The sequence below is a fragment of the Mycolicibacterium austroafricanum genome (assembly GCF_902705885.1).
Classification (GTDB): domain Bacteria; phylum Actinomycetota; class Actinomycetes; order Mycobacteriales; family Mycobacteriaceae; genus Mycobacterium; species Mycobacterium vanbaalenii_A.
Genome location: NZ_CACSIP010000001.1, coordinates 514,637 through 526,210, shown reverse-complemented (window position 1 = coordinate 526,210; position 11,574 = coordinate 514,637). Strand labels below are relative to the sequence as shown.

Annotated in this window: 13 protein-coding genes; 3 read left to right on the top strand and 10 right to left on the bottom strand. The window is 66.1% G+C overall.

Annotation, left to right across the window (positions count from 1 at the left end; genetic code table 11):
• Positions 1–24: 24 nt before the first annotated feature.
• Entirely contained in the window at positions 25–735 is a 711-nt protein-coding gene (locus BEMPMBAN_RS02615) for an MlaE family ABC transporter permease (protein ID WP_159228833.1), read from the bottom strand.
• A gap of 201 nt (positions 736–936) precedes the next feature.
• Here BEMPMBAN_RS02615 and BEMPMBAN_RS02610 point away from each other — a divergent pair, with 201 nt between their 5' ends.
• Positions 937–1,494, top strand: a complete 558-nt coding sequence (locus BEMPMBAN_RS02610; RefSeq protein ID WP_159228785.1) for a TetR/AcrR family transcriptional regulator — start codon at positions 937–939, stop codon at positions 1,492–1,494.
• Here the strand turns inward: BEMPMBAN_RS02610 and BEMPMBAN_RS02605 are convergent.
• The 5 genes from BEMPMBAN_RS02605 to BEMPMBAN_RS02585 are packed head-to-tail and all read right to left on the bottom strand — an operon-like array spanning position 1,485 to position 8,005.
• The gene (locus BEMPMBAN_RS02605; protein ID WP_159228784.1) at positions 1,485–1,703 is read right to left on the bottom strand and encodes a 4Fe-4S domain-containing protein; all 219 of its coding nucleotides are present in this window, start codon (positions 1,701–1,703) and stop codon (positions 1,485–1,487) included. The two genes, BEMPMBAN_RS02610 and BEMPMBAN_RS02605, sit on opposite strands and share 10 nt — an antisense overlap.
• On the bottom strand, positions 1,700–2,950 hold the full coding sequence (locus tag BEMPMBAN_RS02600; RefSeq protein ID WP_234897254.1) for a cytochrome P450: 1,251 nt from the start codon (positions 2,948–2,950) through the stop codon (positions 1,700–1,702). Before BEMPMBAN_RS02600 ends, BEMPMBAN_RS02605 begins: the two co-directional genes overlap by 4 nt.
• Before the next feature lie 31 nt (positions 2,951–2,981).
• A complete protein-coding gene (locus BEMPMBAN_RS02595) occupies positions 2,982–4,508 on the bottom strand; it encodes a long-chain-fatty-acid--CoA ligase (protein WP_159228783.1) in 1,527 nt (508 codons plus the stop codon).
• A 3-nt stretch (positions 4,509–4,511) separates the two neighbouring features.
• Positions 4,512–6,062, bottom strand: a complete 1,551-nt coding sequence (locus tag BEMPMBAN_RS02590; protein ID WP_159228782.1) for a class I adenylate-forming enzyme family protein — start codon at positions 6,060–6,062, stop codon at positions 4,512–4,514.
• Positions 6,059–8,005 (bottom strand): fumarylacetoacetate hydrolase family protein, encoded by a 1,947-nt coding sequence (locus tag BEMPMBAN_RS02585; RefSeq protein ID WP_159228831.1) that lies wholly within the window; start codon positions 8,003–8,005, stop codon positions 6,059–6,061. Before BEMPMBAN_RS02585 ends, BEMPMBAN_RS02590 begins: the two co-directional genes overlap by 4 nt.
• Positions 8,006–8,140: 135 nt before the next feature.
• Between BEMPMBAN_RS02585 and BEMPMBAN_RS02580 the strand changes: the two genes are divergently transcribed.
• Entirely contained in the window at positions 8,141–9,334 is a 1,194-nt protein-coding gene (locus tag BEMPMBAN_RS02580; protein WP_159228781.1) for a lipid-transfer protein, read from the top strand.
• Positions 9,335–9,357: 23 nt separating this feature from the next.
• Here the strand turns inward: BEMPMBAN_RS02580 and rpsR are convergent, their stop codons facing one another.
• The 4 genes from rpsR to rpmB are packed head-to-tail and all read right to left on the bottom strand — an operon-like array spanning position 9,358 to position 10,309.
• On the bottom strand, positions 9,358–9,603 hold the full coding sequence (gene rpsR, locus BEMPMBAN_RS02575; protein WP_159228780.1) for a 30S ribosomal protein S18: 246 nt from the start codon (positions 9,601–9,603) through the stop codon (positions 9,358–9,360).
• Positions 9,600–9,905, bottom strand: a complete 306-nt coding sequence (gene rpsN / locus BEMPMBAN_RS02570; protein ID WP_159228779.1) for a 30S ribosomal protein S14 — start codon at positions 9,903–9,905, stop codon at positions 9,600–9,602. Before rpsN ends, rpsR begins: the two co-directional genes overlap by 4 nt.
• Before the next feature lie 3 nt (positions 9,906–9,908).
• A complete protein-coding gene (gene rpmG / locus BEMPMBAN_RS02565; protein WP_159228778.1) occupies positions 9,909–10,073 on the bottom strand; it encodes a 50S ribosomal protein L33 in 165 nt (54 codons plus the stop codon).
• Positions 10,073–10,309 carry a 50S ribosomal protein L28 gene (gene rpmB / locus BEMPMBAN_RS02560; RefSeq protein ID WP_159228777.1) on the bottom strand — a complete coding sequence of 79 codons (237 nt, stop codon included), beginning with the start codon at positions 10,307–10,309 and terminating at the stop codon, positions 10,073–10,075. The genes rpmG and rpmB overlap by 1 nt, the downstream gene beginning before the upstream one ends.
• A 104-nt stretch (positions 10,310–10,413) precedes the next feature.
• Between rpmB and mrf the strand changes: the two genes are divergently transcribed.
• Positions 10,414–11,571: a ribosome hibernation factor-recruiting GTPase MRF gene (mrf, locus tag BEMPMBAN_RS02555; RefSeq protein WP_159228776.1), complete on the top strand. Its 1,158-nt coding sequence runs from the start codon at positions 10,414–10,416 to the stop codon at positions 11,569–11,571.
• Positions 11,572–11,574 lie beyond the last annotated feature (3 nt).

Sequence of the window (11,574 nt, the reverse complement as noted above, 5' to 3'; positions counted from 1 at the left end):
TCGCAGGGTGGGTCGCCGGGTGGGTCATAGTGTCGCCTTCACGCCGACCGCGGTGATGACGACGTTGAGGGCGAACAGCGCCAGGAACGTGTAGACGACGGTCTCGTTCACGGCGTTGCCGACACCTGCCGGGCCGCCGCCCACCGACATGCCCTTGTAGCAGGCGATCAGGCTACCGGCGAGGCCGAAGACGGCCGCCTTCGACAGGCAGATGACCACCTCCGGTGTGCCGACGAGCAGTGGTAGGCCGGCAACAAACGCACCGGGGGTGATGTGCTGGGCGAACACCGAAAAGAAGTAGGCAGCGATGATTCCGACCATTGTCACCACGGATGCCAGCAGCGTCGCGACGAGCGTCAGCGCCGCCACCCGCGGAACGACCAGTGCCTGAACGGGATTGATTCCCAGCACCCGCAACGCGTCGAGTTCCTCTCGAATGGCGCGAGAGCCGAGGTCGGCGCACATCGCGGTGGCGGCCGCGCCGGAGATCACCAGCACGGTGACGATCGGACCACCTTGGGTCACCGCACCCAGGGCGACACCCGTCCCGGAGAGGTCGGCCGCCCCGAACTCGATGAGCAGGATGTTCAGCACGTAGGCGGACAACACAACCAGCGGAATGGCCATCAAGACGGTGGGTAGGAACGACACTCGCGCGGCGAACCACATTTGATACAGGAATTCGCGCCATGCCCACGGTGGCCGGAACATCAGAACGACGGTGTCCAGGCACATGGCGAAGAAGCCGCCGATCGGGCGGATGACGGCTCCCTGCCGGTAGCCGCGGCCGAAGCCCGTCGCCGCCACTGGTGTCGACCCTGTCATCGCCGTCACTTCCGTTCACTAATGTGTTGGTCACCATACGATGTGTCAGATGACATGTAAAGGACCTTCTGGCACACTGTGGAGCGGCCGAGGAAGGCGGTGGTTTCAAGGGTGAGCGCTACACGACGCGCGCAGACGAGCAGCGAGAGTCGGCGACTTCTCATCGCCGCTGCCGCGGAGCTTTTCGCCGAACAGGGGTTCCGGAAGACCACCGTCGCCGATGTGGCGGACCGGGCAGGCATCAGCCGCGGTTCCATCCCGTGGCACTTCGGCAACAAGGACGGATTGCTGGAAGCGGTGATCGACGAATTCTCGACTACGTGGCGAGATGTCGCGCCGCCGCCCGGCGGCCCATCCGCAGCGTTCGACGAGCTCCTCGACTTCGTGCGCCAGCCCACGACCAGGCTGCTCATCACGTTGCTCGCCGAAGCGGTGGAGCCAGGCTCCCCCGTGCACGATTTTTATGCCGATCTGCATCGGGGGATGCGGAAGTGGCTGGCCGATTGGACTGAGGGTGTCATGTTTCCGGAGGGCGTCAGCCCGGAGGATTTTGCGACAGCACTCACGGGCGCGATCATCGGTGCGCACCAGCAATGGCGGGTGTCGCCCACCGACGTCGACATCGAGCGCGTCTTCCGCACATTGAAAGTCATCTTCCTTCAGAGCTGACGTCCATCTGGGTCGAAGACGTCGATCGCCGCGACCGGGCACGCGGTTGCCGCCGCCAGCACCGCGGCGGTCTGCCCCTCGGGATCGGCGTCGAGCAGCTTGATCCAGCCCGCCTCATCCGCACCGAACACCCGAGGCGCCTGGCGCATGCAATACCCACTTGCCATGCAGGTTTCGGCACGGACTTCGACGTGCACCGTCTCGGTCACAGGATCACCGGCCGCGATTCCCAGCCTCGTGACGCCACGTTCAGCGTCCGCCTGATCGGCGCCGAGGTGCCCACGCGGATGTCGGGGAAGGCGCGCAGCAGTTTGTCGAGGATGACCGTGCCCTCGAGCCGCGCCAACGGCGCCCCGACGCAGTAGTGGATACCGTGGAAGAACGCGAGGTGTTTGTTGTCGGTGCGGTGGATGTCGAACGCCGATGCGTTCGGGAAGGCCCTGGGGTCTCGGTTTGCCGCCGGAATGCAGGTCAGCACGACGGTTCCCGGCTGGAGAGTGTGCTCACCCACGGTGACCTCGGTGGTCACTTTTCGTCCCGCCAGATGAAGGGGTGGGTCGAATCTGAGCATCTCTTCGACGGCACCCGGCAGAAGCGCCGGATCGGCGAGCAGGGCGCTCTTGGCCTCGGGGTGGGCCGTCAGCAACGTGACGCCGTTGCCGACGAGGTTGGTGGTGGTCTCGTTGCCGGCGACCAGCAGCAGGGCGACCTGAGCGATCAGGTCCGCCTTTGCGAGAGTGTCTCCGTCGAACGTCTCCGTGCTGAGCATCTGCGAGATCAGGTCATCGCAGGGGTTCGTGCGTCGCTCCTCGATCAGCTCGCTGAGATAGTCGAACAGAATGAGGCTGGTCCGGATCGCGTGATCGCGCCGCTCGCCTTGCACCATCGGATCGAACGTCGAGGCGTAGGCGAACGACCAGTCGCGAAAGTGCTGCCACGTGTCTCTGGGCACGCCGAGTATCTGGGCTATCACGGCTACGGGGACTTCGGAAGCCAGACCACCCATCAGGTCGATCTCCTGGCCCGGCTCGAAGCGTGCGAGGACTTCGTCGGCGATGTCCTCGACGATGGCGCGCCAGCGACGGACTGCGTCTGGAGTGAACGCGTGCCGAAAAGTCGAGCGGACCTGGGTGTGTCGTGGGGGATCGGCGAACATGAAGAGCCGACTGGCCGTCTCGACGAACCGCCGGTGCTCGGGATCCTCGGGATCATGAATACCGGGCCCGGTCAGCTCGAACAGCTCGCTGGAGAAGGTTTTCGGGTCCGAACCGATGGTGCGGATGTCGTCGTACCGCGTGACGAGGACGGCCTGCATCATGTCGACCTGGTGGATGCCGTCACCCAGCTCGCGCAGTGCGTCGTAGTACGGGAACGGATCCTGCTCCACCCCGCCGAACAGCGCTCCGAGAAGCCTGTCGGCTTCCGCCTTGTCGACCATCGTCTGCTCGTCTATCACGACCGCGCTCCGTTCCTCGATCTGGCGTTCATCACTTACCCGAAATAGTCTTGATGAGTTCGCGTTTCAGGATCTTCCCGGCGCCCGACAACGGCAGGTGGTCGAAGAAGGTCACCGCCTGTGGCACCTTGTAGCCGGCGATCAAGGCCCGGCAGTGTTGCCGCAGTTCGGATTCGGACACCCCCCGGCCCGGTCGCAGCACCACGGCAGCGTGGACCGCTTCGCCCCACTGTTCGTCAGGAATCCCCACCACGGCGCAGAGCGCGATCGCCGGATGCTGACAGAGCGCGCTTTCCACCTCGGTCGAGTACACGTTCTCGCCGCCGGTGATGATCATGTCCTTGATCCGATCGACGAGGTACAGGTAGCCGTCAGCGTCCAGGTAGCCGGCGTCGCCCGTGTGCATCCAGCCGTCACGCAGAGTGTCGGCGGTGACGTCAGGCTGGTTGTAGTAGCCCACCATCACATTGCCACCGCGCACCAGGACCTCACCGACAGTTCCGGTCTCGACGTCTCGGTCCTCGGTGTCGACGATCCGGATCTCGGTGTTCAGCACGCACCTTCCGTTCGACCGCCGCCGGACGGGATCGTGGTGATCGCACTTGGAGAGCACCGCGGCGAAGGGTGCGCACTCGGTCATGCCGTAGCCCTGGATGAACCCTGCCGATCGAAACACCGCCATCGCCCTGTCCAACAACGCTTTCGGCATCGGTGAGGCACCGTAGATGACGGTCTGAACAGAGTCCAGCATGATCGGGTCGGGATCGCTGTCGACCAGCATCTGCACCATCGTCGGCACCATGAGGATGTCGGTGACGCGGTGTTGCGCCGCGGCGGCCACCAGCGCCTCCGGAGTGAACGACGGGAGGGTGACGTGGGTGGCGCCCACCTGGTTACCCAGCGTCCACACCCCGATAGCGGCGAGATGGAACATCGGCGCCACATGCAGGCAGACACCGTCCGGGGTCGCAACCTGTTCGGTGGCCAGGGCACCGAATGCCGAGACCAACAGGTTGGCATGTGTCAGCATGACCGCTTTGGCGCGGCCCGTGGTCCCGCCGGTGTAGAACAGTCCGTAGAGGTCGTCGCCACCGCGCATCCGGTCCTCGCGCGGTTCGGCCTCTGCGATGAGCCCCTCGTAGTCGAGCATTCCGTCGGGAGTCGGCCCATCCCCCATGTGAACCACACACTTCAGCTCGCAGACCTGTTGGAGTAGGTCGGGGACCATCGTCACGAAGGCGTCGTCGACGAGCAGGACCTCCACGCCGGCTTCGTCGAGCGAATAGATGATCTCGGGCAGCGCCCACCGGGTGTTGACCGGTGCGACCACTCCACCGCACCAGGGCACCGCCAACAGGAACTCGTGGTAGCGATCGGAGTTCAGCGCGAGAATCCCGACTCGGTCATCGTCGGTGACGCCGAGGGCAGTCAGCGCTCCTGCGAGCCGGGCCACCCGGTCGGCCGACTCTGCGACGGTGCGAATCCGGCCGTTGTGTATCGTCGCCACACGCTCTGGAGCCAGGCGCAGCGACCGATGGAACGCCTGTGTCATCCACATCTGTCACTGCCCCATCTCTGCATGCACGGCTCCTGCGGTCGCACGCAGCGCCTGTTTGCGGATCTTGCCCACCGATGTCCGCGGAAGGTCGGCGACGAACTCGATGACGTCGGGCACCTTTCCCCGGGGGAGGGTGCGGGAGCAGAACTCGATCAGGGAGCTCTCCGAAACCTCAGACGAACCATCCTGCAGCACAACGTATGCCTTGATCGCTTCGTCGCGGAGCGGATCCGGGATACCTATCACGGCCGATTCGAAGACCTGGGGGCAGGTGTTGATCACCCGCTCCACTTCGGCGGCCGCAACGTTCTCGCCGGACCGTTTGATCATGTCCTTGGCGCGGTCGGTGAAGACGACATAGCCGTCGTCACGACGCTCCACCAGATCGCCGGTGCGCAGCCAACCGTCGACGATCGTCTCGGCGGTGGCCTGCTCGTCATCGAGGTAGCCGGTCATCAGCGTCTCGCCGGCAACGCCGCCGACCAGAAGCTCTCCCGATTCTCCTGGTAGAGCGTCAGATCCGCCGTCGGCCACGATCCGTACCCGGTTGGCCGCGGTCGGCAATCCGATCGTCTGATTGTGGATCCGGCCATAAAGCGGATTCATCAACGGTGGCGCCATCGTCTCGGTCATTCCGTACAGCTGGAGTAGCGTTGTGCTGAAGCGGTTTTCGAATCGTCCGAGCTGCTGGTCGGTAAGGCATTGGGCGAAGATCACCGCTCGCAGCCAGTTGGTGTGGTCGCCCGCCTGCACTGGCGCGGCGAGAATCATCCGGATGGGTGCGGCGAACAGGCTCGCCAACGTGACGCCGTGGCTGCGCGCCTGGTCCCCCCACCGAGAGGCCGAGAATCGTGCCGAGACCACCAGGGAGGCGCCGCTCACCAATGCCGACATCGTGCAGTAGTACTGGGCGTTGGCGTGAAAGAGCGGCAGCACCACGAGCCAGCGATCGTCGGGCCGAATACGTAGCTGCTCGGCGACCGTGTGGCCCGCCGACAGGTAGTTGGCATGAGTGACCACAACGCCTTTGGGGCGGCTGGTGGTGCCCGAGGTGTACATGATCGCCAACGGCTCGTCTGGCGTGAGGCCCACCGGAATCGCACAGAAGTTCGGCGTGGTGGTCCGAGTCTGCCGGTCGGCGACGACGATCGCCGACGGCGCTCCTGCCCAGGCGTTTTTGACAGTGTCGCGATTGGTCGTCGAGCAGATGACGGCGCGGCATTTCGCGTGTTGGAAGTAATACTGCAGCTCGTCGGCCGTGCTCGCTGGGTTCACCGGCACGAACACGGTCCCGGTGAGCGCCGCGCCGAACCAGTAGGCGAAAAAATCCGGGTGATTCCCGAGCGCGACGGCGAACCGGTCGCCACGCCGCAGGCCCAGTGATGACAGCACCTCCGCGGCCCGCACGGCGAGCACCCACACGTCGCGATAGCTGAACTCGTGTGGATCGTCGTCCAGCGGGTCGAAGACGATGAACGGCGCGTCGGGGGTGGTGCGCGACCAGAAGTCGAGCAGACCGGCGACCGTGCACTCCCCGGTGGCCGGCAGGGTCACGGCCGGGCCGTCCTGGCGGCGAGCCACTCGGCTTTCCAGGTGAACAGCTCCACCACCCCCAGAAGCGGTGTGGTCTGGTCCAATTCGCGATAGCGCTGATAGATGTTGGCAACAACACGCTCGGAGTCGAGCCAGTCGGCGAACTCGCCGAGGTCGACGCGGTCAGCGGCTTCGCGCATGCTGTGCCCGGCGCGGTGCGCCGAGTCGGCGTACTCGGTGACAAACCGGAGGTACTCACGGACCCTCCGGATGCCGTTGGCGTCGCCCACCGGACCGTGCCCCGGCACGACGACCTGTGGCTCCAGAGCCAGCATCGAGTCGCAGGCCGCGATCCAGTTGCCGATCGGACCGGCCCACGTGATGGGGGTGCATCCGAAGAACAACAGGTCGCCGCCGAACAGCACGCCGGCGTCGGGAACGTGCGCCACGCTGTCTGCTCCGGTGTGTGCCGGTCCGAGGTTGTAGACGTCGACGTGCCTACCACCGACGTCGAGGCTGCACTCCTTGGCGAAGGTCACATCGGGGTGGCGCGCGGAGATGCCGCCGAAGTCGAAGCAGCCGAATCGGTCCCGCGCGTACTGCGTCAACGCTGGGCCGAGGTCGGCCTTCTGGAAGAAGGTGAACATCTCCGGCGGGATGTCGTTCGCGATCTCGTCGGCCGTGGTGTCTGCCGCCACGACCCGGACGTCGGGGTCGAGCAGCATCGCGCCGTGAGTGTGATCTCCGTTGGAGTGGGTGATCAGCGCGTCGCGGATCGGCGCCCCATCGGTGATGGGGCGCAGGGCGTCCAACATCTCGCGGGTCAGGTGGGCGTCGAACAGGGTGTCGACCAACAGGGATTGGCCGTCTCCGGTGATCAGGCCGGCGTTGCTCCAGCCGAATCCACCGTCGGGGAGAATCCAGGCCCAGACCCGGTCACCGATCTCGTGCAGCCCCCGCGTGAACGGGACGAGCGCGGGTGCACGGTTCACTCTCGGCGGCGGGACGTTCGCGCGGGGCCGGGGCCGGGGGACCAACGGTGTCGGCGCCGTGGAGGCGCGCACGGTTTGGCGGGTGTGGCCGAGGCCCTCGACCTCGAGAGTGACCACGTCGCCGTCGTGCAGCCAGCCGCCGAAAGACTCCAGCCGATCGATGCGCAGATGTTCCACCAGGGTGCACGTCGGCACCGTCCCGGACCCGAACACGTCGCCTGGACGCAGTGGCACGCCGCGCGATGCGTAGGAGATCACCTCGGCGAACGACCAGTCCATCGACCCGGTCGAACCGGTGCCGATGACGTTGTCGTTCACCGAAGCCGTGACCTTCAGATCCAATGCGCCGTCGCGGTAGAAGGGCGCCAGCTCGTCAGGGGTGACAAGAAACGGTCCCAGGGTGACCGCGCTGTCCTTGCCTTTCGCCTGTCCGATGCCGAGCTGTCCGTCGATCATCTGATGGTCGCGCGCCGTCCAGTCGTTGAAGATCGTGTAGCCGATGATCTGTTGCTCGGCCTGCTCGACGGTGAGGTCGGCCGCACCCCCCACGACGACTGCGGCGATCTCGAGTTCGAAGTCCGGCCAGGCGCTTCCCGGGGCGATCTGAACGTCGTCGTACGGACCCACCACCGTCGACGGGCACGCGAAGTAGAACGCGGGTGCGCGGTACCACGCATCCTTGAGCTCACCCGAACCTCCCATCGCCACCTGGCAATTGCGCATGTGATCGAGGAAGCACAGGCAGTCCCGAATCGCGGGCGGAACCGGGATCGGCGCCGTGAGCCGCACGTCCGCCAGGCGCATCACCGTGTCCGGGGACCGTCGGGCGCCAACGCCGGCGTCGTGCAGGGCATCGACGCCGCCGGCGATGAGGTCGAGCAGGTCCGCGCCGCGCGGTAACGCGTAGATCACGTCCTCCACAACCACACCGACCCGTTGACCTTCGGGCGCCTGATAGGTGGCCCAGCGCATCAGCACCTCTTCTCGTGACCCACGTCTCTATGTCGAGCAACATACAATCTGTTACTCGGCATGTAAAGTCGCGGCTGATCCACGAGCGGATGTCCAGGTGGCCGCTGAGAAGCACGTGAGTTCAAGGAGGGTTCGGTGCGCAACGCAGCAAGAGTGGTGGGGGTCGGGATGGTTCCGTTCGCCACGCCGAGAACAAGCCCGACGTACGAGAACCTCGCCCGCGGCGCCGTCATGGCGGCCCTTGCGGACGCAGGCGTCGACTACGAACGCCTTCAGCAGGCGTATGTCGGTTACGTGTACGGCGACTCGACCAGCGGCCAGTTCGCGCTCTACGGGATCGGCAGGAGCGGAATCCCGGTGGTCAACGTCAACAACAACTGCGCGACCGGTTCCACCGCGCTGTGGCTCGCCCGGCAAGCCGTCGAGAGTGGCGCCGCCGACTGCGTGCTGGCTGTCGGCTTCGAGCAGATGCAGCGCGGCGCCCTCGCCGCGCAGTGGTCTGACCGTCCGCAGCCGCTGACCGAGTTCCTGGACACTGCAACAGCTTTGCAGGGTGAAGCGCCGGATGCGCCCATGGCTGCCCGGCTCTTCGGCGGGGCGGGCGCCGAGTACGCCACACAGCACGGCACCGCTCCCGCCACCTTCGCCCAGATCGCCGTGAAAGCGAGGAGGCATGCCGCCAACAACCCCTATGCAGTGTTCCGGGAACCAGTCACCGTCGAGCAGGTCCTCGGCTCACCCACCGTCCATTCGTTGCTGACCCGCCTGCAGTGCTGTCCACCCACGTGTGGTGCTGCCGCGGCGGTGATCTGCAGTGCCCGGTTCGCCCGCGGGCATGGCCTGCGAGGTGACATCGCCATCGCTGCACAGGAACTGGCCACCGACACCGCGGCCACGTTCGACACGCGGTCGATGATCGAGGTCGTCGGCTACAGCATGGCCAAGACTGCCGCCGGCCGCGTGTACGAACGTGCTGGTGTCACACCGGAGGACATCAAGGTGGTCGAACTCCACGACTGCTTCACGGCCAACGAACTCCTCAGCTACGAGGCTCTCGGACTGACACCGGAAGGATCTGCGGAGAAGTTCGTTCTCGACGGGGACAACACCTACGGCGGACGAGTCGTCACCAACCCGTCGGGGGGCCTGCTCTCAAAAGGTCACCCTTTGGGAGCCACCGGCCTGGCGCAGTGCGCCGAGCTGGTCTGGCAGTTGCGCGGGCAGGCTGGCCCTCGCCAGGTCGACGATGCGTCGATCGCGTTGCAGCACAACATCGGATTGGGCGGCGCCGCCGTCGTCACCCTCTATCAGAAAGTCGACGCCGCATAACCGCCGGAGAGACAGGTGGTCGACTAGCGCTGGCCCTGACCGGGATACGGAAGCAGTGCCATCTCCCGGGCGTTCTTGATGGCCGTGGTGACCTGGCGCTGCTGCTGCACGGTCAGGCCGGTCACGCTTCGGGACCGGATCTTGCCGCGCTCGGAGATGAACTGCCGCAGCGTCGGGGTGTCCTTGTAGTCGACGTGTTCGATGTCGAGCTGCGCCAGCAGGTTGCGCCTCGTCTTCGGGGGCGCGGGCTCCCGCTTCTTGGCCCTCACCAGCTGGACTTCCGGACGCCGGGGAGTTGACCCTCGTGGGCGAGTTCCCGCACCCGAACCCGGGACAGGCCGAACTTGCGCAGGTGACCCCGAGGCCGGCCGTCGACGGCGTCGCGGTTGCGTACCCGTACTGCGCTGGCGTCGCGCGGTTGGCGCGCCAGTTCGGCCTGCGCCGCCACCCGCGCCTCGGACGTGGTCGCCGGCGACTTGATGATCTTCTTGAGTTCGGCCCGACGTTCGGCGTAGCGGGCCACGATGACGCGGCGCTGCGCGTTCTTGGCGATCTTGGATGCCTTGGCCATGGTTCAGCGCTCCTCGCGGAAGTCGACGTGCTTGCGGACGACCGGGTCGTACTTGCGCAGCGTCAGTCGGTCGGGGTCGTTGCGGCGGTTCTTCCGGGTGATGTAGGTGTAGCCGGTGCCCGCCGTGGAGCGCAGCTTGACCAGCGGGCGGATCTCGTTGCGAGCCATCAGATCTTCTGCCCGTCCCGGCGCAGCCGTGCCACCACCGACTCGATGCCGTCGCGGTCGATGACCTTGATGCCTTTGGCGCTCACCCGCAGTGTGACCCGGCGGCCTTCCGAGGCCAGGAAGTAGGTCTTGCGCTGGATGTTGGGGTTCCAGCGGCGTCGGGTGCGGCGGTGTGAATGCGACACGGAGTTACCGAATCCGGGTGAGCGACCGGTGACCTGGCAATGGGCGGACACATCTCTCCTTCGATCGTTAATGACAATGATTTTCGACAAGCCCGATCCGGAACTGTAGCGTCAACGCGCAGTAAATGAAAATCATTTCTGATAGAGGAGGATGGATGCGCACCCCAGTCGTCGTCGTGACCGGCCAGAGCGACAGTGAGGACATCACCGGCGTGCTGCTCGCCGGTCCGGGAACGGCGCTGGTGGAGCACCGGTTCGACGGACACGTCGTACATCGCACAACCACCCTGGTGCAGCAGGGGGTCGAGCTGAGCGCCGACTTCGTGCTCGAACTCGCCCACGGCTGCGTGTCCTGCACGGTGCGCAATGATCTGCTGGACTACCTGCGGCAACTGCACCGCCGTCCTGATGTCGACCGGATCGTCGTCCGGCTGGGGCCGTGGATGGAGCCGGAACCGGTCTGCTTTGCGATCACCCACTCGCCGACGGCGCGCGACGTCTCGGTGTCCGCGGTCGTCACCTCCGTGGACACCTCGACGTGGCTCGCATCGGCGCTGGGGGAGGACGAACTCGACGACGGACGCACGGTGGCGCAGGTCGTCGTCGCCCAGGTGGAGTTCGCCGATGTCGTCGTCCTGTCCCAGCCCCATCCGGAGACGCTGGCGGTCTGCCGCCGACTGGCGCCCAAGGCGCGGATCACCGTCGGCACCGACCGACTCGACATGGCCATGGGGCATCTCGAGCCGGGCGCGCGCCGTGGCCGCAGCGACAGTCCGCACGGGCCGTTGCTCGCCGGACAGCCGCCACTGGACGTCGCCGGGACGGTCCGGATCCTCGAATTCGGGGCCCGCCGTCCGTTTCACCCGGATCGGCTGCACGCTGCCGTCGATCTGCTGCTGGAGGGGGTGGTCCGATGCAGAGGCCGGTTGTGGCTGGCAAGCCAGCCCGACCGGGTGATGTGGCTGGAGTCGGCCGGAGGTGGGCTGCGGGTCTCGCAGGTGGGAAAGTGGTTGGCGGCCATGACGTCTCGGGAGCTCGCCTATGTCGATCCGGAACGTCGGGCGATCGCGGACCTGATCTGGCAGTACCGGTATGGGGATCGCCACACGTCGATGACGGTGCTGGTCTGCGGGGCCGACCCCGAGGAGATTCGCGAGGCGCTGCAGGGCGCGCTGCTCACCGACGACGAAATGGACCGCCCCGAGGAATGGCGGAACTTCGAGGACCCGTTCGGTGACTGGCATGCCGACCCGTGTGATGAGGGCGTCCGCACCGGGCAGGGAGAGGCCGAGGACCGCCGTCGCGACGGCTGAGCT